The organism is Providencia sp. PROV200 (genome assembly GCF_049901995.1).
GTDB classification, from domain to species: domain Bacteria; phylum Pseudomonadota; class Gammaproteobacteria; order Enterobacterales; family Enterobacteriaceae; genus Providencia; species Providencia rettgeri_E.
The window spans coordinates 664,585-687,228 of sequence record NZ_CP096307.1 but is presented as its reverse complement, the minus strand read 5'-3'; the positions used below and the strand labels follow the sequence as shown (position 1 = coordinate 687,228).

The following is a 22,644-nucleotide window of genomic DNA, read 5'->3' as shown; positions in this document are numbered from 1 at the left end:
CTTCGGTGTTGTCAGGTTAAGCCTCACGGTTCATTAGTATTGGTTAGCTCAACATATCGCTATGCTTACACACCCAACCTATCAACGTCTTAGTCTTAAACGTTCCTTTAGGACCCTTAAAGGGTCAGGGAAGACTCATCTCAAGGCAAGTTTCCCGCTTAGATGCTTTCAGCGGTTATCTCTTCCGCACTTAGCTACCGGGCAATGCCATTGGCATGACAACCCGAACACCAGTGGTGCGTCCACTCCGGTCCTCTCGTACTAGGAGCAGCCCCTTTCAATCTTCCAACGCCCACGGCAGATAGGGACCGAACTGTCTCACGACGTTCTAAACCCAGCTCGCGTACCACTTTAAACGGCGAACAGCCGTACCCTTGGGACCTACTTCAGCCCCAGGATGTGATGAGCCGACATCGAGGTGCCAAACACCGCCGTCGATATGAACTCTTGGGCGGTATCAGCCTGTTATCCCCGGAGTACCTTTTATCCGTTGAGCGATGGCCCTTCCATTCAGAACCACCGGATCACTAAGACCTACTTTCGTACCTGCTCGAGCCGTCACTCTCGCAGTCAAGCTGGCTTATGCCTTTGCACTAACCGCATGATGTCCGACCATGCTTAGCCAACCTTCGTGCTCCTCCGTTACTCTTTGGGAGGAGACCGCCCCAGTCAAACTACCCACCAGACACTGTCCGCACCCCGGATTACGGGGCAACGTTAGAACATCAAACATTAAAGGGTGGTATTTCAAGGTTGGCTCCACGCAGACTGGCGTCCACGCTTCGAAGCCTCCCACCTATCCTACACATCAAGGCTCAATGTTCAGTGTCAAGCTATAGTAAAGGTTCACGGGGTCTTTCCGTCTTGCCGCGGGTACACTGCATCTTCACAGCGAGTTCAATTTCACTGAGTCTCGGGTGGAGACAGCCTGGCCATCATTACGCCATTCGTGCAGGTCGGAACTTACCCGACAAGGAATTTCGCTACCTTAGGACCGTTATAGTTACGGCCGCCGTTTACTGGGGCTTCGATCAAGAGCTTCTCCTTACGGATAACCCCATCAATTAACCTTCCAGCACCGGGCAGGCGTCACACCGTATACGTCCACTTTCGTGTTTGCACAGTGCTGTGTTTTTAATAAACAGTTGCAGCCAGCTGGTATCTGCGACTGGCTTCAGCTCCATCCGCGAGGGACTTCACCTAGCGCCAGCGTGCCTTCTCCCGAAGTTACGGCACCATTTTGCCTAGTTCCTTCACCCGAGTTCTCTCAAGCGCCTGAGTATTCTCTACCTGACCACCTGTGTCGGTTTGGGGTACGATTAATGATAATCTAGAGCTTAGAGGCTTTTCCTGGAAGCGGGGCATGAGCTACTTCATCACCGTAGTGACTCGTCATCGAACCTCAGCATATAGTGAACCGGATTTGCCTAATTCACCTGCCTACATTCTTAAACCGGGACAACCGTCGCCCGGATAGCCTAGCCTTCTCCGTCCCCCCATCGCAATTATCACCAGTACGGGAATATTAACCCGTTTCCCATCGACTACGCATTTCTGCCTCGCCTTAGGGGTCGACTCACCCTGCCCCGATTAACGTTGGACAGGAACCCTTGGTCTTCCGGCGTGCGGGTTTTTCACCCGCATTATCGTTACTTATGTCAGCATTCGCACTTCTGATACCTCCAGCATACCTCACAGTACACCTTCACAGGCTTACAGAACGCTCCCCTACCCAACAATATTTACATATCGCTGCCGCAGCTTCGGTGCATAGTTTAGCCCCGTTACATCTTCCGCGCAGGCCGACTCGACCAGTGAGCTATTACGCTTTCTTTAAATGATGGCTGCTTCTAAGCCAACATCCTGGCTGTCTGAGCCTTCCCACTTCGTTTCCCACTTAACTATGACTTTGGGACCTTAGCTGGCGGTCTGGGTTGTTTCCCTCTTCACGACGAACGTTAGCACCCGCCGTGTGTCTCCCGTGATAACATTCTTCGGTATTCGTAGTTTGCATCGAGTTGGTAAGTCGGGATGACCCCCTAGTCGAAACAGTGCTCTACCCCCGAAGATGAGTTCACGAGGCGCTACCTAAATAGCTTTCGGGGAGAACCAGCTATCTCCCGGTTTGATTGGCCTTTCACCCCCAGCCACAAGTCATCCGCTAATTTTTCAACATTAGTCGGTTCGGTCCTCCAGTTAGTGTTACCCAACCTTCAACCTGCCCATGGCTAGATCACCGGGTTTCGGGTCTATACCCTGCAACTCATTCGCCCAGTTAAGACTCGGTTTCCCTACGGCTCCCCTATACGGTTAACCTTGCTACAGAATATAAGTCGCTGACCCATTATACAAAAGGTACGCAGTCACCCCACCCCAAAGCACATTCACTGCTTGTTTTGTGTGTTGGGCGTCGCAAAAAGCGCTCCGCCAACGCGTGTTGAATGTCACTTCAAAGTTGTCCTCAACACCAGAAAATGCTTTGGTGGTGGGGCTCCCACTGCTTGTACGTACACGGTTTCAGGTTCTATTTCACTCCCCTCGCCGGGGTTCTTTTCGCCTTTCCCTCACGGTACTGGTTCACTATCGGTCAATCAGGAGTATTTAGCCTTGGAGGATGGTCCCCCCATATTCAGACAGGATAACACGTGTCCCGCCCTACTCGTCGAGTTCACAACACTAACACCTTCGGATACGGGGCTATCACCCTTTACTGCCGGACTTTCCAGACCGTTCTCCTGATGCTAATGCTGATTAAGACTCTGGGCTGCTCCCCGTTCGCTCGCCGCTACTAGGGGAATCTCGGTTGATTTCTTTTCCTCGGGGTACTGAGATGTTTCAGTTCCCCCGGTTCGCTTCGTTTGACTATGTATTCATCAAACGATAGTGCAACGAATTGCACTGGGTTTCCCCATTCGGAAATCGTCGGTTGTAACGGTTCATATCACCTTACCGACGCTTATCGCAGATTAGCACGTCCTTCATCGCCTCTGATTGCCTAGGCATCCACCGTGTACGCTTAGTCGCTTAACCTCACAACCCGAAATTGTTTCAACGTTCACTTTACTGTCATGGCTGTGCGTGCATTCCTTCTTTGTTGGGCAGTGCTCGCAATGCTCACATACTTATGTATGCTGCGCTTGCTGTGCGCTGGCCGCCGCGAAGGACTGACTGCTCGCTCATGCCACTCGCTAAAGTGACCGAAAATTTCAGGTCTGAAATTTTGAGAGACTCTCACATTGTTTAAGCGATAAACAATGTGCGTTGTTTTCAATTTTCAGCTTGTTCCAGATTGTTAAAGAGCATAATTGTTAAACCAACTATTAAAATAATTGGCTTAATCATTATTGGGGACATCGTCTTTCACTCGATATCGGCGCAATTGGCGTCCCCTAGGGGATTCGAACCCCTGTTACCGCCGTGAAAGGGCGGTGTCCTAGGCCTCTAGACGAAGGGGACACAAGATATTGCACTTACTGCGCGGTATCTCATGTAAGCCCTATTCTTTCGAATAAGTCTCCCACGTATAGCCTATTGCTCTACTTTCTATCAGACAATCTGTGTGAGCACTTCACAAAAACACTTCAATGGTAAGGAGGTGATCCAACCGCAGGTTCCCCTACGGTTACCTTGTTACGACTTCACCCCAGTCATGAATCACAAAGTGGTAAGCGCCCTCCCGAAGGTTAAGCTACCTACTTCTTTTGCAACCCACTCCCATGGTGTGACGGGCGGTGTGTACAAGGCCCGGGAACGTATTCACCGTAGCATTCTGATCTACGATTACTAGCGATTCCGACTTCATGGAGTCGAGTTGCAGACTCCAATCCGGACTACGACGTACTTTATGAGTTCCGCTTGCTCTCGCGAGGTCGCTTCTCTTTGTATACGCCATTGTAGCACGTGTGTAGCCCTACTCGTAAGGGCCATGATGACTTGACGTCATCCCCACCTTCCTCCGGTTTATCACCGGCAGTCTCCTTTGAGTTCCCGACCGAATCGCTGGCAACAAAGGATAAGGGTTGCGCTCGTTGCGGGACTTAACCCAACATTTCACAACACGAGCTGACGACAGCCATGCAGCACCTGTCTCAGAGTTCCCGAAGGCACCAAAGCATCTCTGCTAAGTTCTCTGGATGTCAAGAGTAGGTAAGGTTCTTCGCGTTGCATCGAATTAAACCACATGCTCCACCGCTTGTGCGGGCCCCCGTCAATTCATTTGAGTTTTAACCTTGCGGCCGTACTCCCCAGGCGGTCGATTTAACGCGTTAGCTCCGAAAGCCACTCCTCAAGGGAACAACCTTCAAATCGACATCGTTTACAGCGTGGACTACCAGGGTATCTAATCCTGTTTGCTCCCCACGCTTTCGCACCTGAGCGTCAGTCTTTGTCCAGGGGGCCGCCTTCGCCACCGGTATTCCTCCACATCTCTACGCATTTCACCGCTACACATGGAATTCTACCCCCCTCTACAAGACTCTAGCTGACCAGTCTTAGATGCCATTCCCAGGTTAAGCCCGGGGATTTCACATCTAACTTAATCAACCGCCTGCGTGCGCTTTACGCCCAGTAATTCCGATTAACGCTTGCACCCTCCGTATTACCGCGGCTGCTGGCACGGAGTTAGCCGGTGCTTCTTCTGTCGGTAACGTCAATCGTTGTTGATATTAGCAACAACGCCTTCCTCCCGACTGAAAGTACTTTACAACCCTAGGGCCTTCTTCATACACGCGGCATGGCTGCATCAGGCTTGCGCCCATTGTGCAATATTCCCCACTGCTGCCTCCCGTAGGAGTCTGGGCCGTGTCTCAGTCCCAGTGTGGCTGATCATCCTCTCAGACCAGCTAGGGATCGTCGCCTAGGTGAGCCATTACCCCACCTACTAGCTAATCCCATATGGGTTCATCCGATAGCGCAAGGACCGAAGTTCCCCTGCTTTGCTCCTAAGAGATTATGCGGTATTAGCCACCGTTTCCAGTGGTTATCCCCCTCTATCGGGCAGATCCCCATACATTACTCACCCGTCCGCCGCTCGTCAGCGAGAAGCAAGCTTCCCCTGTTACCGCTCGACTTGCATGTGTTAGGCCTGCCGCCAGCGTTCAATCTGAGCCATGATCAAACTCTTCAATTAAAAGTAGTCTGATGCTCAAAGAATGTCTTACTGACCGTAACGTTCTTTTGTTCGGCTAACTTTGTCGGCTTCGCATCGCTTCCCCTCGCCGTACCTAAGTACTGCCTCGGGTTATCTCTGCTTGCCTTCGCGTTATCCTTCCAAAATAAGCGTTACTACCTTATTTCATATATATGAATTAACGTGTTAGTCACTCTTCAAGACTTAAAATCAAATATTTTTTTGATAGTGTCCTGTGAGTGCCCACACAGATTGTCTGATAAATTGTTAAAGAGCGTTGCGACTTAATCTTTCGATTTTCGACTTCGAGGTCGTTGTCGCGAGGTGTCGTATATTACGTTTTTTATTTAGAAAGTCAAGTGTTTATTTTCAAACTTTTTCTTTCTCACCTCTGTTATCACTGGGTTTTGAAGTTTTCTTCTAACCGGTTTGTCGTGACAACGGATGCGCATTATAGGGAGTCGAAAAATTCTCGCAAGTGTTTTTTTGATTTATTTCACCAAGCGATGATTTATTAAACAAATAATGCAAAATAACTACATTTTGTTGAAATTACGACCTACAACTGATCAAATTCCGCAGCGAATTCGGCAACCTTTTCCCAGTTAGTATACTCAATCTCTGTTTTCGGGTCAGTTGGGCCGTCTGTCATTTTCATAATTAAGCGGATCATCATTCTATCAAACCATGTATAACGCGGATAAAACAGCGCTCCAGCAAAAACAGATTTCAATGTTGGCTTCCAAGGACACGCTTCTAAAAACTTCCGCGTATACGCGTTAGTTTCAGCCGTATTCTTACCTTCTTTTCTTGCCGTTAAATTTACAGCAAAAAAACCAGTCTTCATTGAGTTCAATTGATTTTGATGAGCTCCCACAAAACGTTGCAGTTTTTTATTGAAATGCCCATAACGAATGGATGCCCCTACTAATACTTTCTCGTAGCCTGATAAATTAAACTGTTGGTCAGTATTTAAATCACGAATATCACATTCACGACCCGAGCTTCTCAGTTGTTCCGCCATTTTTAAAATGATTTTTTTAGTTTGCCCGTCTGTACTGGAATGTAAAAGTAAATAGCTCATTATCGTTCCTAGATTATTATCATTTCTTTATAGATAGTCTTATATATAGATTGCACTCAATTATTCACGCCAGAAAGTTGGAGTCAGTAACACTAATAAAGTAAACACTTCTAAACGCCCAAATAACATAGTCACCACTAGAATCCATTTACCCGTTGGATTCATTGACGTAAAATTATCTGCAACAGTCCCAAGGCCTGGTCCCAAATTATTAAGTGTGGTTGCTATTGCTGAGAATGCGGAAAATTCATCAACACCTGTTGCGATTAGCAATAATAAGCTGACAACAAAAACAAGTGCATAGGCAGAGAAGAAGCCCCAGACCGCTTCGATGATCCTTTCTGGCAATGCACGCTGCCCCAGTTTGATTGTATAGACCGCATTTGGATGAACTAAACGCTTTAATTCACGCGAACCTTGCAAGAAAAGCAACAAGATACGAATAACTTTTAGTCCGCCCCCTGTTGAACCTGCACATCCACCCACAAATGCAGCACATAATAGAAGCATTGGTAAGAAAAGAGGCCAACCGGAAAAACTGTCTGTCGTAAACCCTGCGGTTGTTGCCATCGATACCACTTGGAAGAACGCCTGATCAAGTGTTTGCCCGAAGCTACCATAAACTGAATGGTACATAAGTATTAAAGTACAAATCACCACTAAGACAAATTGGAAGCTGATGAACATTCTAAACTCGGGGTCGCGCCAATAAATCCCCAAACTACGTCCAGTTAGTACTGCAAAGTGTAAACCGAAGTTACAACCAGAGATAATCAGGAAAACACCAATGATAGTGTTAATTGCTGGACTGTTGAAATAACCAATACTGGCATCATGGGTTGAAAACCCGCCGATAGCGATAGTCGAAAAACTGTGAGAAATGGCATCAAAAACATCCATTCCGGCTATCCATAAAGCGACTGCACAGGCAATGGTTAGCAGTACATAGATTAGCCATAATGTTTTTGCCGTTTCTGCAATACGAGGCCGCATTTTATTGTCTTTCAACGGGCCCGGCATTTCTGCGCGATATAGCTGCATACCCCCAACGCCCAGTAGCGGTAAGATAGCAACAGCAAGTACGATGATCCCCATCCCCCCTAGCCATTGAAGCATCTGCCGATAAAATAAAATGGCTTTGGGCAAGGAGTCAAGCCCTGTTAACGTTGTCGCTCCGGTGGTAGTCAAACCTGAAAACGATTCAAAAAAAGCATCAGTGACCGACAGGTTGGGTCTTTCAGAAAAGATAAAAGGCAATGCTCCTACACTTCCCAGTACCGTCCAAAATAAAACAACAATAAGAAAACCTTCTTTTGCTTTAAGTTCGTGCCGGCTATTACGGGTTGGTAGCCACAAAAAAAGACCAATTAGCAAAGCAGTAACAAAAGTCTGGCTAAAAGCTCGCCCTGCGCCATCACGATAAATTAGCGCAACAATACCTGGAATTACCATGGTAAAAGAAAAGATAATGACAAGCAGCCCGACTATACGGGTTATTGCACGAAAATGCATTCGGCAGGTTCCTTGATAAAACTGTTTACTATTCCGATTCTGGCGTGAGCGCTAAGGCCCCACGACTTATATCGCGTAATTTATCATTGACCTCCTGCTCAAGAGTAGCAGGAATTGCAATTTGTAAAGAGACAGTTTCATTATAATCACTGTGCAAAACCGTGCCATTCACCTGAGCAAGCAGTTGTTCAATCGCATTAATCAATGAATAGTCACACACTAAATTAAAGATTTTTTGTGGTACTTTTGTCTTTGTCGGTAATATTTTTAATGCTTGCTGGGCACCATTTCCATAGGCTTTAACTAGCCCACCCGTTCCCAGTTTTATCCCACCAAAATAACGCACAACAACACAGGTAACCTCCCCTAGGTTGCTCCCTAATAGTTGCGCTATGATAGGTTTTCCCGCCGTTCCTGTTGGTTCACCATCATCAGAAAACCCCAGCTTTTGTGAATCATCAGGACGACCAGCAACAAATGCCCAGCAATGGTGCCGAGCATCTGGGTATTGAGCTTTAATTGATTGAATATAATCTTTTGCCGCTTCAATACCATCTGTGTGAGCTAAATACGTAATAAATTGGCTTTTTTTGATCTCTTCTGTAAAAGAAATGGTTTCAGCCGGTATTAAATAAGGTTTCATTAACGTAAATGTAAGTCTCGAGTCATATTTTCAATACGATTTGCGTGGATCACGATATTGTCTTCAATACGGATCCCACCGTAAGGTTTGAAGAACTCGATTTTATCCCAATTAAAATGCTGGCTGAACTCCCCATTTCGCCATTCAGATAATAAGGATTCAATGAAATAGAGTCCAGGCTCAATAGTTAACACCATTTTAGGCTCTAAAACACGAGTACAACGTAAGAATGGATACATCTTAGGAGCCGCGAGATGTGTACCCCTGTCATCTTGCATAAAGCCTGCAGCATCATGAACTTGCAAACCAAGAGGGTGCCCTAAACCATGAGGCAAAAATGGCGTTGTTAAGCCACTCTCCACCATAGACTCTTCGGTAATACCTTTAACAATATCATGCTTAATCAGTATTTTAGCAACCCTGTGATGCATATCCACATGATAGTCTGTATAACGTACACCCGCCTTGATCGTATCAATTAGAGCAAGTTGTTCCGTATTGACATCCGCAACCAATTCAGCAAATTCATCTTTACCCTTCGCTGCATAAGTTCTCGTAATATCAGCAGCATAACCATTATATTCTGTACCTGCATCAATAAGAAAACTGTACAGTTCATTTGGCACAGTTTGTTGCAGCTTAGTGTAATGTAACACTGCTGCGTTTTCATTCAGCGCAACAATGTTTCCATAAGGCACATTGGTGTCTCGATGCCCAGTCGACTGCAAGTAACTAGCATTAATGTCAAATTCACTCATGCCTGCACGGAACGCCTCCAGAGCCGCAACGTGCCCATTTACGGCCATTTTTTGAGCTTCACGCATGCAGTAAAGTTCATAATCTGTCTTATAAGAGCGATGATAATGATAGTAATCTAAAACCAATTTGGGATTAATATTATGCAGAGAAATCCCTAAAGACTCAGCTCTTTCTGCTGATGAGCCTATGTAAGCAACATTTTCTTTTGAAATATTAGCAAGAAACGTTTTGATGTCATCCGCATTTTTTAAATGGATTAATTCAATATCTTTAGTCCAAAAACTATTCGGTAATGGCTCAACACTATGCCAATAGTCAACAGGGGAATAAAACCATAACTTAGGTTTATTTACGCCATCAACTAATAACCATGAATGTGGAACATCGGTGACAGGTACCCACGCTTTAAAATGAGGGTTAACTTTAAACGGATAGTCGCTATCATCAAGAAAGATGCGTAGCGGTTCACCTGAATGAATCAATATGGCATCTAATTCGCTGCGCTGTAAAACTTGCTGAGTTCTGTTTTGTAACGTTTTAATGTGTTCAGCGTAGAGTGCAGTCAGTTTTTCCATTTCTTTCAACCTTTCAGCATTAATTAGAAAAATTAAGCTTACCACGTTCTGTTATTAACGGATATGCACTCTGTTGCAAACTCACAATAATCAATTGATATATAATGAATTTATCATCTAAAACATTAATTATTTCACTTAATTGCTGTGACCAACCTTCCATTTTTGTTATTAAAAGTTTGCAATTAATTAACATTCTAGTCACACTCAACTCATCTGGTCGTACCAGATAACATTACCACGTAGAGGAGAGCAGAATGCTTTATCAAAGTGACACTATTTATATTCAATGGTTGAAACAAGGGATTGCAGAACTGGTTTTTAATTCACCAGGGCCAATTAATAAATTGGATACCCACACCGTTGCTTCACTTGATGAAGCCGTGTCTGTTCTTGAACAACAAACCGAACTGCAAGGTGTAATTTTCCGCTCTGATAAACCCGCTTTTATTGTCGGTGCTGATATCAAAGAGTTTCTTTCGCTTTTCGAAGCGTCAAAAGAAACACTAAGTGATTGGTTACACTACGCTAATAGTATTTTTAATCGCATCGAAGATCTGCCTGTTCCAACGATTTGCGCCATTAATGGCTATGCGTTAGGTGGTGGCTGTGAATGTATTTTATCCACTGATTTCCGTATTGCCTCTCCAGATGCTCGAGTTGGACTCCCTGAAACGAAACTTGGGATCATGCCTGGCTTTGGTGGCTCAGTTCGGCTACCTCGATTAATTGGTTTGGATAGCGCATTAGAAATTATTACTGCGGGTAAAGATGTCGATGCCTCTCAAGCTTTAAAACTCGGTCTTATCGACGCAATTGTTAACACAGAAGCACTCCCACAATCAGCTCTTCAAGTCATTGAATCTGCGGTTGCAGGGGATTTTAATTGGCAGCAAAAACGCCAACCCAAACTTAGTCCTCTGCAATTGAAACCTATTGAGCAAACAATGAGTTTCAATGTTGCTAAAGGCATGGTGTATAAGGTTGCAGGAAAACACTATCCAGCCCCTATGGCTGCTGTGAACACGATTGAAAAGGCGGCAAATTGTACTCGTGATGAGGCTTTGAAGCATGAAACAGCTGCATTTGTCCCTCTGGCACATAGTGATGTTGCGCGTGCGTTAGTCAGTATTTTTCTAAATGACCAGCAAATTAAGTCAAACAGTAAAAAAATCGCACAACACGTTGATATTCCAAAACATGCTACCGTATTGGGTGCTGGGATTATGGGTGGCGGTATTGCTTATCAATCAGCCAGCAAAGGCGTACCGGTCTTAATGAAAGATATTAATGTTAAGTCATTAGACTTAGGAATTGAAGAGGCTCAAAAGCTATTAAATAATCAATTCGAACGCGGAAAAATTACAGCGGCTAAAATGGCGGCAACCTTATCATCTATTCATCCCTCATTATCTTATAGCGGGGTGGAAAATAGCCAAATCGTCGTTGAGGCTGTTGTTGAGAATCCGAAAGTTAAAGCAGCTGTATTGTCTGAAGTTGAATCTCTAGTAACAGCAGAAACTATACTGGCCTCAAATACGTCAACGATTCCAATTTCAACTCTCGCAAAATCACTAAAGCGCCCAGAAAACTTCTGCGGTATGCACTTTTTTAACCCAGTGCATCGGATGCCATTAGTCGAAATTATCCGGGGAGAACAAACTTCTGATAACACGGTTGCTAAGGTTGTTGCCTACGCCAATAAAATGGGTAAAACCCCTATTGTTGTCAATGACTGCCCTGGCTTCTTTGTTAACCGAGTCCTTTTCCCTTACTTTGCTGGCTTTAACTTGCTGTTACAGGATGGAGCCGACTTTAGAGAAATAGATAAAGTCATGGAAAAAGAGTTTGGCTGGCCAATGGGGCCTGCTTATCTCCTTGATGTTGTTGGTATTGATACCGCTTTTCATGCGGAACAAGTTATGGCCCAAGGTTTTCCTGAAAGAATGGGGAAAAAAGGAAAAAATGCCATCGATGTAATGTATGAACAACAACGATTTGGCCAAAAGAATGGCCAAGGGTTTTATCAATATGAAAAAGATAAAAAAGGGAAACCGAAAAAAATTGATGACCCTAGGACTGATGAACTACTAGCTACTATTTGCCCAACAAAGCGCTCATTCACCAAAGAAGAAATTATTGCTCGAATGATGGCTCCCATGATTAACGAAGTGGTTCGTTGCTTAGAGGAAGGTATTATTCAAAGCCCTTCAGATGCAGATATTGCTTTGGTCTATGGTTTAGGTTTCCCGCCATTTAGAGGCGGAGTGTTCTGCTATTTAGATACCTTAGGTAGCCAGTCTTACTTGAAAACGACGGAATCTTTGCAGCACTTAAGCCCGCTATATCACGCACCTAGTGGCTTAAAAGAAAAAGCGGCTACCAATGCAAGATATTACCCACAGCCACCTGTCGTGGCGATTGATGTCAAAAAAGTTGCGAGAGGTTAATTTTATGGAAAATGTCGTCATTATTGATGGAATACGTACACCAATGGGCCGTTCAAAAGGTGGGGTGTTTCGCCATGTTAGAGCTGAAGACCTTTCTGCACACCTCATGAATGCAATTTTTGAACGTAATCCAAACGCAAGTAAAAAAGAATTGGATGACATTATCTGGGGTTGTGTTCAGCAAACACTGGAGCAAGGGTTTAATATTGCTAAAAATGCAGCATTGCTCACAGATATTCCTCATACCGTTCCTGCAGTTACAGTAAACCGTCTTTGTGGTTCATCAATGCAAGCAATACACGATGCAAGCCGGTTAATTATGACAGGTGATGCTAAATCAGTACTCATTGGTGGAGTGGAGCATATGGGTCACGTACCAATGACTCATGGTATAGATTTCAACCCTAAGCTGACTTTACACGTTGCTAAAGCCGCAGGTGCTATGGGTCTAACCGCTGAAATGCTTGCAAAAATGTATAAGATTAGTCGAGAAGAGCAAGATGCATTTGCGTTAAGGTCTCACCAACTTGCTGCCTTAGCGACGGAAAAAGGGAAATTCAATAACGAAATCGTCCCAATTAGTGGCCATGATGCTACAGGTAACCTCATTTCAGTCAATTATGATGAAGTGATTCGTTTTGATGCAAATCTCCAAGGTTTAGCCGCTCTTCGCCCCGCTTTCGACCCTGTTAGTGGAACGGTAACTGCAGGTAATTCATCGGCTCTTTCTGACGGTGCATCTGCGATGTTACTGACCAGCGAAAGTTATGCCACTCAGCAAGGCATTAAGCCTCGAGCTAAAATACGTGCGATGGCTGTTGTTGGCTGCGACCCATCAATCATGGGGTTTGGGCCAGTGCCAGCAAGTGAACTGGCTTTGAAACGTGCAGGGCTAACTTTAAATGATATTGATATTATTGAATTAAATGAAGCTTTCGCCGCGCAATCTATCGCATGCCTAAAAGGCTTGAATCTATCAGAAAATCAATTAGATGATAAAGTAAACCTCTGCGGGGGAGCGATTGCGCTGGGGCATCCTTTGGGGTGTTCAGGGGCAAGGATTTCAACCGCATTGCTTAATCAATTAGAACAAAACGATAAACAATTTGGTTTAGCTACGATGTGCATCGGGTTCGGCCAAGGTATTGCTACAATTATTGAGCGTGTTTAACAGTTTATTTTTAGTTTTCGCAAACATTGTATTTGTCGATGTTCCCGCCTAGTCAGGGGCGGGTTTTTTTTACCCTTTTTGCCTAAATAGCGACAACAAGTATATTGAGACTATCGATAAGCTGCCAGTAAATACCCCTTATAGGTGCCTACAAAAGTCTGTGATTAGGGCTAATAAGCGAAGCCAACACCCCTACAATTTGAACTTATGTGGTTTTAATGCAAAACCTACAACAAGTTTAATCCTCATAGTTCGGATTGTAGGTAGGCGGCAAGTGAACGAGACCCTAGAAGCATACAAAAGTCTGTGATAAGGGCTAATGAGCGAAGCCATCACCCCTATAATTTGGACTCATGTGGTTTTCATGCAAAACCTACAACAAGTTTAACCCTCATAGTTCGGATTGTAGGTAGGCGGCAAGTGAATGAGACCCTAGAAGCATACACAAGTCTGTGATTAGGGCTAATGAGCGAAGCCAATACCCCTACAATTTGAACTTATGTGGTTTTAATGCAAAACCTACAACAAGTTTAATCCTCATAGTTCGGATTGTAGGTAGGCGGCAAGTGAACGAGACCCTAGAAGCATACAAAAGTCTGTGATAAGGGCTAATGAGCGAAGCCAACACCCCTACAATTTGAACTTATGTGGTTTTAATGCAAAACCTACAACAAGTTTAATCCTCATAGTTCGGATTGTAGGTAGGCGGCAAGTGAACGAGACCCTAGGAGCATACACAAGTATGTGACTAGGGCGAATGAGCGAAGCCAACACCCCTACAATTTGAACTAGGACGGGTTAAATGAATTCGTAAGCATCACCAAATAACTGCTCCGATTTAGCTCCGCGTTCATTACAAAACCGTTCTCTGGCTATTTTGGCCATTTCAAAACGACCTGCAATATAGATATCATGGCTTGATAAGTCACCAAAATCCTCAAGCACTGCACTAAGAACCGTTCCTGTCCTTCCTCGCCATAGTTCATCTGGCTGTTCTACAACAGGGGTGATCTTTAAATTAGGATAACTTTCACTAAGCGCCTGTAGTTCACCAAGATCATATAAGTGCTCCAATTGACGACCGCCCCAATAGAACGTTATGTCACGATTTGGGTTTTCAGCTAATGCCGCTAGCAATACAGAGTGGGTATAGGAAAAACCTGTTCCACCCGCAATTAAAATCATTGCGTTACTGCTATTTTCCCGAAACCAAGCTTTACCGTGAGGAATGTCAATATTTATACGTTTTTGATCCAAAATTCGATCCATTACAGCCATTGCGTATAAATTAATCTCAGAAGCACCAATATGTAATTCAATCGTTTCTTTATTATTTGGGGTAGAAGCCATTGAGAATGGTCGTTTGTCACGCTCATCCATCACGACCATCAAATATTGGCCTGCTTTAAAATGAAAAGGACCATCTGGCAACAAAATCACCCGATAAACCGTATCCGTGATAGATTCAACAGATGTTACTTTACAGCTTAAAGTTGCCATGGTTTCCCTCTTATTTTTTATCAAAAATATTTAATTGTTCCCAAATATCATCAATGCGAGATTTAACGCTCTCTGTCATTACGATAGGACGCCCCCACTCACGATCTGTCTCACCTGGCCATTTATTGGTAGCATCAAGCCCCATTTTTGAACCTAATCCTGAGACAGGAGAAGCGAAGTCGAGATAATCTATGGGTGTGTTTTCCATCATCACCGTGTCACGAGCTGGGTCCATTCGTGTGGTAATTGCCCAGATAACATCTTTCCAGTCTCGTGCATTAATATCATCATCACAAACAATAACAAATTTAGTGTACATGAATTGGCGCAGGTATGACCAGACCCCCATCATGACCCTTTTGGCATGTCCTGCATATTGTTTTTTCATTGTCACTACAGCAAGACGGTATGAACATCCTTCTGGTGGAAGATAAAAATCAACAATTTCAGGAAATTGCTTTTGAAGAATAGGGACAAGGACCTCGTTTAACGCTTCGCCTAATACTGCAGGCTCATCGGGTGGTCTTCCTGTATAAGTTGAGTGATAAATTGCATCGCGGCGTTGAGTCACATGAGTCACGGTAAATACAGGGAAAGTATCGATTTCATTATAGTAACCAGTATGGTCACCATAAGGGCCTTCAGGGGCCATTTCGCCCGGCTCAATATACCCTTCTAAAATAATTTCGGCGCCTGCGGGAACTTCGAGGTCATTCGATATGCATTTAACAACCTCAGTCTTATTACCGCGCAGTAACCCCGCAAAAGCATATTCTGATAATGTGTCCGGGACTGGTGTGACCGCGCCTAAAATGGTTGCGGGGTCTGCGCCAAGTGCGACAGCAACAGGAAATTTTTCGCCTGGATGAGCTTGGCACCATTCTTGAAAATCCAAAGCACCACCGCGATGGGATAGCCAACGCATAATGACTTTATTTTTTCCAAGAACTTGCTGACGATAAATACCTAAATTTTGCCTTTCTTTATGAGGACCTTTAGTGACTGTCAGCCCCCATGTAATTAAAGGCGCTGCATCTTCTGGCCAACAATGCATAACAGGGATCTTTGTCAGATCGACGTCTTCACCGGCCCAAATTTGTTCCTGACAGGCAGCCGAACTTAACCGTTTAGCTGGCATATTCAGAACTTGTTTAAATTTTGGAAGCTTATCAAAGAGGTCACGGAAACCTTTTGGAGGATCAGGTTCTTTTAGGAAGGCAAGTAATTTGCCTACATCATGTAAGGCTTTTATGTCCTCTTGCCCCATTCCCATTGCAACACGTTTAGTTGTGCCAAACAGGTTACATAAGACAGGCATGTTATAACCTTTGGGATTTTCAAATAATAGGGCCGGTCCCCCTGCTCTTAGTGTGCGATCTGCAATTTCAGTCATTTCCAAATAGGGGTCGACTTCCATTGTAATACGTTTTAACTCGCCTTGTTTTTCAAGTTGCGAGATGAAATCTCTAAGGTCACGGTATTTCATTATCTTCTTTTACTGTTACAGAGGGAGTCTCATTATAAGACGTCCGGCCAAGGTTACAAGTTACTGCCTAAAACACTTTAAAATCAATCTTTTTCTGGCTTAGTATACCATTTTACTGGCAATCAAAAGGCACTAATTTTTCTAATAGTACTGTATTAAATTGTTCTGAGAATGTTTTATTATGCTGAAATAGTTTAAAACCTTCATCTTTTCCGCTGAAATAGTGAAGCTCATTACCTTTAATTTGTAACCCACTTCCCTCCCTGAGTGCAACAACAACTTCATGAGGATTAATCACACAAAACTCTTGTAATCGCTCATCACGAGTTTCGCCCATATGGCCAGAAATATGGGCATCAATATAGTGGGGGTTAATTTGTAATGGAAATAACCCTAGAGAAGGCATAATAGCAGCATTGCTAACAGGCATATCATTCGTAGTACGAATACTTGGCGTCGCTACATTACATCCCGCGCTCCAGCCGATATAAGGTACACCACGCTCACGAACCGCACGTTGAATAGCAACGATCAGCCCATTTTCATGTAGGCATTTATTCAGCCACCAAGTATTACCGCCACTGACAAGAATACATTCAGCTTGCTCAATCGCTTCTACAGGGCTAGAAAAGTGCTCAATAGTCGTGACTTTTATTCCCAACGCTTCCGAAAGTTGTTCAGCTCTCTCATCATGTGAACCTCGAAGAACCGCATAAGGAACCAAAACTGCTGACTTTATGTTTTTACGAACAATCATTTCTTTGATTCGAGGTAAGGCGTAGCTAAGCCATACAGGGCTGCCTGGTAGCTTACCGTTACTCAACAAAAAGATATCCATTATGTCTCCTACTGATTTAGTTTTTGCACTACAGTTATCATAAGAATATATTGGATTAATATAGACCTAAGTGTATCAATAATATGGTGCCATTATTCATTAGTCACATTGTTATGTCGTAATTTGTTATCATAAACATAGTTTTGTCAGATGGAATTCAAAAAATGGAAAAATGGTATTTGCTTTATTGCAAACGAGGCCAAATTGAGCGTGCTCTGGAGCATTTAAACCGACAGAATGTTATTTGTATGACCCCCATGACCGAAATGGAAAAAGTGGTTAGAGGGAAAAGAATGACTGTGCAAGAAGCGCTGTTCCCAAATTACTTATTTGTGAAATTTGATCACAATGAAATTCATACAACAACAATCCAATCAACAAGAGGGGTAAGCCATTTTATTCGTTTTGGCCAATTGCCAGTAGAAGTCCCCGAAAAAATTATTGAGCTGTTACAACAAGCTCCCATTAGTCATACCGTTGCACCAGATATGCCAAAGCATGGTGATCAGGTTACCATTACGGAGGGTATTTTTGCGGGTGTACAAGCTATTTTTGATGAGCCTAATGGTGAGTATCGCTCTATTCTTTTACTGAATATTTTAAATAAAAGTGTACCTAAAGTGCTTGATAATACACAATTTAAAAAAAATACAGATTAAATATTTCAAGCGTTCAAGCAATAAAAAAGCCCTATCTAGAGGGCTTTTCATCATTTTACATTTCAAATAACCGCTATTTAGTGCAAATCAGGACTCTTCTTTTTCTTCTTCCTCTGCCCCTTCTTTCCGATTTCTGCCTTTACCAACATAGAAATTAGATAACAGGACACCGAGTTCAAAAAGCAAATACATTGGAACAGCAAGTAAAGTTTGAGAGAGTACATCCGGCGGTGTTAAAAACATCCCAACGATAAATGCCCCGACTAAAATATAAGGACGTTTACGTTTCAGTGATTCTGGTGTAGTCACGCCAGTCCAACACAGTAAAATAATTGCAATAGGTACTTCAAATGCGGCACCGAAAGCCATGAATAATGTCATGACAAAACTAAGGTATTTACTGATATCTGGAATAAAGTTGACGCTATCAGGGGTTGTTTTAACAAAGAAACCAAATGCGAGCGGAAAAACAACGAAGTAGGCAAATGCCATTCCCAAATAAAACAAGAAGCTACTTGAGACAAGCAAAGGCAACATGAGTTTGCGTTCATGCTTGTATAAGGCAGGCGCAATGAAAGCCCAAATTTGATAGAGAATAACGGGAATCGATACAAAAACCGATACCATCATTGTCAATTTAATTGGGGTAAAAAATGTTGACGCCACATCCGTCGCACTCATTTGCGAACCTACTGGCAGCTTATCAATCAAAGGGGCTGCTACCAGCCGATAGATATCATTTGAAAAATAAGCAAGGGCAGCAAAAACAATTAATACGGTAATTAAACAGTTTAGCAGCCGTTTACGAAGTTCAATGAGGTGGCTAATAAGTGGTTGTGTATCATTTACAGCCATGTGTTATTTTTCACTTTCAGTTTGATTAGAGTTTTTTACATTAGCTTCGAGTGATCCTACTGTTTTTACAGCTGTTGAATCTTCCGTTTTTTCATCCTCAACAACGGCAGCCATTTTAGCTGCATGTTCAGGGTTTGGATCAGACTCTTCAGGTTGCTGAGTATTATCTTTCGCTTCCTTTACAGCACTATCGTAACTGTCAGTGATCTCTTTTGCTTTATTTAACTCTGTTTCAATATCATTGGTTGTCTCTTGGTAGCCGCTTTTAAGCGATTGTGCAGCTGTACGCAATTCTTCCATGGACTGCTTAAGTTCAGGAGAAAGTGCTTCTAAATTAGCCTTTTCTTCAACCTTTTTCAGCGTGTCCTGTAGCTCCTGCAATTTTAACTCTTGCGTTAACTCATTTTGTACATTTGCAGCCATAGAACGCATCGCACGGATCCACCCAGCGACAGTCCTCACTGCCACTGGTAACCGCTCAGGGCCTAATACAACGAGACCAATAACTGCAATAAGCAACAGTTCACTAAAACCTATGTCAAACACGGTTTAACCCTGCTCTTTATTTTTGCTCTCAACTGGGCTTTCTTTCTTCTCAGCAGCCTGTTGTTCAGTAATATTTTTAGGTGCGAAGTCAGCATCTTGCTTTTCTTGTTCTGCTTTTGCTTTTTCGTCATCGTTCATTGCTTTTTTAAAGCCTTTGAGTGATTCACCCAAGTCTGAGCCTAAAGAACGCAATTTTTTGGTGCCGAAAATTAAAATAATAAGTAAAGCAATGATAATGAGCTGCCAAGGACTACCGAAAGCAGCCATTGCGAAAGTTGATTCCATTGTTAATACCTCTATATAGTTTTGGGATCAATGTTATGAGATCTATTATATACAACCAACACAAAATACGGAAATGTTCACAGCCTTATAAACTTGTCGCAAAACAAAGTTTACTTAATTACCGCCGGTTTTACTCCAACCAAACAACCAAGACAGCGCTCCTGCAACCATAAACACAACTCCAAACGGTGTGAGATTAGAAATAAGGAATAAACTTCCACAGAGTATAAATGTGGCACCGATACCTAAAAGGTACTGAGATTTTCGTTGTTTATTACGCTGACTTTTCAGTTGCTGCGTTAGTTGGTCAATATTCGATTGTAAATATTTATGCTGTCTCAAAGCACCATAAATCAAATCAGGAATTTCAGGCATTTTTTCTGCCCAATAAGGTGCCTTTTCTTTTAATGCTTGGGTAATTGCAGGTATCCCTACTTGGCTATGAACCCAGTCTTCAAGGAAGGGCTTTGCTGTTTTCCAGAGATCAAGTTGGGGATAAAGCTGCCGTCCTAGCCCTTCTACATACAGCAGTGTTTTTTGCAATAAGACTAACTGTGGCTGAACTTCCATATTGAAACGGCGTGCTGTATTAAATAAATTTAATAATACTTGCCCAAATGAAATTTCAGCCAATGGTTTCTCAAAAATAGGCTCACATACGGTACGGATAGCAAACTCAAAGTCTTCCACATTTGTGTCTGAAGGAACCCAGCCCGAGTCAACGTGCAATTCTGCAACTTTACGGTAATCACGATTAAAAAAAGCAATGAAGTTTTCCGCCAAATAGCGTTTGTCTTCTTTGTTTAATGAACCGACTATTCCACAGTCTATCCCTATGTACTGAGGATCTTCTGGATGATCGTAACTCACAAAGATATTGCCTGGATGCATATCTGCATGAAAAAAACTGTCACGGAAAACCTGTGTAAAGAAGACTTTAACACCGCGCTCTGCCAGCAGTTTCATATTGGTCCCCTGCGCTTTAAGCGCAGCAATATCGGAAACTGGGATCCCGTAGATACGCTCCATGACCATCACGTTTTCACGGCAATAATCTGGATAGACCTCTGGTACATACAGCATTGCACTATTTTCAAAGTTACGACGAAGCTGAATGGCATTTGCTGATTCACGGAGCAAATTCAGCTCGTCAATCAATGTTTTTTCATATTCACGCACGACTTCTTTTGGTCTTAATCGTCGCCCATCTGGCAACAAAGGAACCCAATTTGCAATGCGGTACATTAATTTAATGTCAGCTTTAATAATTGGCAAAATATCAGGACGAATCACCTTGATGACAACATCTTTGCCATTTTCTTTTAATGTTGCGGTATGAACCTGAGCAATGGACGCAGACGCTAAAGCTTGCTCATCAAAGTCATCAAACCACTGTTCTAGTGGCCCTTCGAGAGACTCTTCAATATAGCTTCGCGCCAGTTTGCCATCGAAACTCGCCACTTTGTCTTGCAATAGCGAAAGTTGATCTGCGATCGCAGGAGGGAAAAGATCTCGGCGAGTCGATAACATTTGGCCAAATTTGATCCAAACAGGCCCAAGTTCTTGCAAAGCAAGACGAAGCCTTTCGCCCAATGCTTTATCTTTATGCTTATTTTTAATCCAAAAGAAACCTAAGCGCCCGATTCGTAATGGTAACGTTAGTTTAATTTTGGGGATTAACTCGTCTAATCCGTAAGAGAGAAAAACCCGAATAATGAAGTAAAGTCGTTTTATTTCACCGGGTGTCATTCTTCTCCTCCAACTGGCTTAACCGTTGTTCAAGGGCACTCAATGAATTTTCTACTTGCTCGACTCCATCACTAAAATGAGCAAGTTCAAGTTGGCTAGGAGCCATTTTCCATTCTTCAATTATTGCGTCTTTGATATACGTTTTTTGCCGTTTTACTAAATGAGATGCAAGGCACGCACCTTTATTCAGTAATTTACTAAGCCCTTCAGCTGCAACATCACCGATATACGGTGATAAATAGTGAGCAGGATTCCAAATTGCTAAATCGAGTAAAGAAGACCAGTGCTGCACAATTTGCATATCCCCTTCAATCACGATATCACCACGATTGATAAGTTGAGATAATTGCTGTTTGTCTTTCAATTTAACAAGCGTAAAGATGGATGTTTTAATGGTACAGTCCGCAGGCTCAACCCACTGGCTTAACACATCAACATGATTTTCAGCAAAAACAAGTGTTAACGTTTTATTCAGTTCTTTAAGTTCAATTGCCATAACTTTACCAGCCAAACGCATTCTAGCAGGCTGTAGAACTTTTTCTTTAAACAACACGTGGTTAAGAGAGGTTTCCATCAATGCTGTTATCAAAGAATACAAAACTGTATTTTGATTTTCGGTATGTGTTGATGGTGCTTCCATCTTAGAATTTAAACCCTTTGTGCAATGCGACAATTCCACCTGTCATATTGGTGTACGACACCTGTTCAAAACCTGCATTTTCCATCATACCTTTTAGTGTTTCTTGGTTTGGATGCATGCGGATTGACTCAGCTAAATAACGATAGCTATCTGGATCATTAACGATCGCCTGACCAATACGAGGGAGTATATGGAATGAATAAGCATCATAAGCTTTATTCAAAGGCTCAATAATTGGTTTTGAGAACTCTAGTACCAATAAACGCCCACCTGGTTTTAGCACTCGGAACATAGAGCGTAGCGCTTTGTCTTTGTCGGTGACATTACGCAGACCAAAAGAGATTGTAATACAATCAAAATAGTTATCAGGGAATGGCAGTTCTTCCGCATTGGCTTGTACATAATTAACATTACCGACAATACCTAGGTCACGTAATTTCTCACGCCCCATTTTTAGCATTGAGTCATTAATGTCTGCGAGTATGACTTCGCCTTTTTCACCCACTAAACGTGAAAATTTAGCGGTTAAGTCACCTGTTCCACCTGCAAGGTCAAGTACTCGCTGATTACGACGTACTCCGCTCGCTTCAATGGTAAAACGCTTCCAAATACGATGGATACCAAATGACATTAAATCATTCATTAAGTCATATTTTGATGCTACTGAGTGAAAAACATTCGCTACTAGGCCAGCTTTATCTTCTTTGCCGACAGTACGGAAACCGAAATCAATGGTTTCTTTAGTTGGTTCAGTCATTTCTCTT

At 43.1% G+C, this 22,644-nt stretch carries 16 protein-coding genes, 1 tRNA gene and 2 rRNA genes; 3 read left to right on the top strand and 16 right to left on the bottom strand.

The window, feature by feature from the left end; all coding sequences use genetic code 11:
- Positions 1-12: 12 nt before the first annotated feature.
- From M1E86_RS02930 to pepQ, 7 genes are all read right to left on the bottom strand, one after another.
- A 23S ribosomal RNA gene (locus M1E86_RS02930) occupies positions 13-3,030 on the bottom strand.
- Positions 3,031-3,380: 350 nt separating this feature from the next.
- Positions 3,381-3,456, bottom strand: a tRNA-Glu gene (locus M1E86_RS02925).
- Positions 3,457-3,588: 132 nt separating this feature from the next.
- A 16S ribosomal RNA gene (locus M1E86_RS02920) occupies positions 3,589-5,128 on the bottom strand.
- The 16S and 23S rRNA genes sit together here with 1 tRNA gene alongside, the layout of an rRNA operon.
- A 559-nt stretch (positions 5,129-5,687) precedes the next feature.
- A complete protein-coding gene (gene hemG / locus M1E86_RS02915; RefSeq protein WP_213913953.1) occupies positions 5,688-6,212 on the bottom strand; it encodes a menaquinone-dependent protoporphyrinogen IX dehydrogenase in 525 nt (174 codons plus the stop codon).
- A gap of 60 nt (positions 6,213-6,272) precedes the next feature.
- Positions 6,273-7,724, bottom strand: a complete 1,452-nt coding sequence (trkH, locus tag M1E86_RS02910; RefSeq protein WP_125892757.1) for a Trk system potassium transporter TrkH — start codon at positions 7,722-7,724, stop codon at positions 6,273-6,275.
- 28 nt (positions 7,725-7,752) lie between these two features.
- Complete coding sequence (locus M1E86_RS02905) at positions 7,753-8,367, bottom strand: IMPACT family protein (protein ID WP_426099242.1); 615 nt, start codon at positions 8,365-8,367, stop codon at positions 7,753-7,755.
- Complete coding sequence (pepQ, locus tag M1E86_RS02900) at positions 8,367-9,701, bottom strand: Xaa-Pro dipeptidase (protein ID WP_213913956.1); 1,335 nt, start codon at positions 9,699-9,701, stop codon at positions 8,367-8,369. Before pepQ ends, M1E86_RS02905 begins: the two co-directional genes overlap by 1 nt.
- Before the next feature lie 257 nt (positions 9,702-9,958).
- On the opposite strand from pepQ, the gene fadB reads away from it, so the two are divergent.
- Both fadB and fadA read left to right on the top strand, forming a co-directional pair.
- Complete coding sequence (gene fadB, locus M1E86_RS02895; protein WP_213913958.1) at positions 9,959-12,151, top strand: fatty acid oxidation complex subunit alpha FadB; 2,193 nt, start codon at positions 9,959-9,961, stop codon at positions 12,149-12,151.
- Between the two features lie 4 nt (positions 12,152-12,155).
- Positions 12,156-13,322: an acetyl-CoA C-acyltransferase FadA gene (gene fadA, locus M1E86_RS02890; RefSeq protein ID WP_213913960.1), complete on the top strand. Its 1,167-nt coding sequence runs from the start codon at positions 12,156-12,158 to the stop codon at positions 13,320-13,322.
- Positions 13,323-14,120: 798 nt separating this feature from the next.
- Here fadA and fre read toward each other — a convergent pair.
- The 3 genes from fre to pepE all read right to left on the bottom strand — a co-directional run bounded on the left by fre (position 14,121) and on the right by pepE (position 17,146).
- Positions 14,121-14,822 (bottom strand): NAD(P)H-flavin reductase, encoded by a 702-nt coding sequence (gene fre, locus M1E86_RS02885; protein ID WP_140172658.1) that lies wholly within the window; start codon positions 14,820-14,822, stop codon positions 14,121-14,123.
- 10 nt (positions 14,823-14,832) lie between these two features.
- A complete protein-coding gene (ubiD, locus tag M1E86_RS02880; protein WP_125892768.1) occupies positions 14,833-16,308 on the bottom strand; it encodes a 4-hydroxy-3-polyprenylbenzoate decarboxylase in 1,476 nt (491 codons plus the stop codon).
- 112 nt (positions 16,309-16,420) lie between these two features.
- Entirely contained in the window at positions 16,421-17,146 is a 726-nt protein-coding gene (gene pepE, locus M1E86_RS02875; RefSeq protein ID WP_213913962.1) for a dipeptidase PepE, read from the bottom strand.
- Positions 17,147-17,310: 164 nt separating this feature from the next.
- Between pepE and rfaH the strand changes: the two genes are divergently transcribed.
- Positions 17,311-17,805 (top strand): transcription/translation regulatory transformer protein RfaH, encoded by a 495-nt coding sequence (rfaH, locus tag M1E86_RS02870; protein ID WP_125892772.1) that lies wholly within the window; start codon positions 17,311-17,313, stop codon positions 17,803-17,805.
- 87 nt (positions 17,806-17,892) lie between these two features.
- Here the strand turns inward: rfaH and tatC are convergent, their stop codons facing one another.
- The 6 genes from tatC to ubiE all read right to left on the bottom strand — a co-directional run bounded on the left by tatC (position 17,893) and on the right by ubiE (position 22,637).
- Entirely contained in the window at positions 17,893-18,660 is a 768-nt protein-coding gene (gene tatC / locus M1E86_RS02865; RefSeq protein WP_213913964.1) for a Sec-independent protein translocase subunit TatC, read from the bottom strand.
- Between the two features lie 3 nt (positions 18,661-18,663).
- Entirely contained in the window at positions 18,664-19,206 is a 543-nt protein-coding gene (tatB, locus tag M1E86_RS02860; protein WP_125892774.1) for a Sec-independent protein translocase protein TatB, read from the bottom strand.
- 3 nt (positions 19,207-19,209) lie between these two features.
- Positions 19,210-19,491 (bottom strand): twin-arginine translocase TatA/TatE family subunit, encoded by a 282-nt coding sequence (gene tatA, locus M1E86_RS02855; protein ID WP_125892776.1) that lies wholly within the window; start codon positions 19,489-19,491, stop codon positions 19,210-19,212.
- Between the two features lie 114 nt (positions 19,492-19,605).
- Positions 19,606-21,240 (bottom strand): ubiquinone biosynthesis regulatory protein kinase UbiB, encoded by a 1,635-nt coding sequence (gene ubiB / locus M1E86_RS02850; RefSeq protein WP_213913966.1) that lies wholly within the window; start codon positions 21,238-21,240, stop codon positions 19,606-19,608.
- Positions 21,227-21,880 (bottom strand): ubiquinone biosynthesis accessory factor UbiJ, encoded by a 654-nt coding sequence (locus M1E86_RS02845; protein WP_213913968.1) that lies wholly within the window; start codon positions 21,878-21,880, stop codon positions 21,227-21,229. The genes ubiB and M1E86_RS02845 overlap by 14 nt, the downstream gene beginning before the upstream one ends.
- 1 nt (position 21,881) lies before the next feature.
- Positions 21,882-22,637, bottom strand: coding sequence for a bifunctional demethylmenaquinone methyltransferase/2-methoxy-6-polyprenyl-1,4-benzoquinol methylase UbiE (gene ubiE, locus M1E86_RS02840; protein WP_102139083.1), 756 nt, complete (start codon positions 22,635-22,637; stop codon positions 21,882-21,884).
- Positions 22,638-22,644 lie beyond the last annotated feature (7 nt).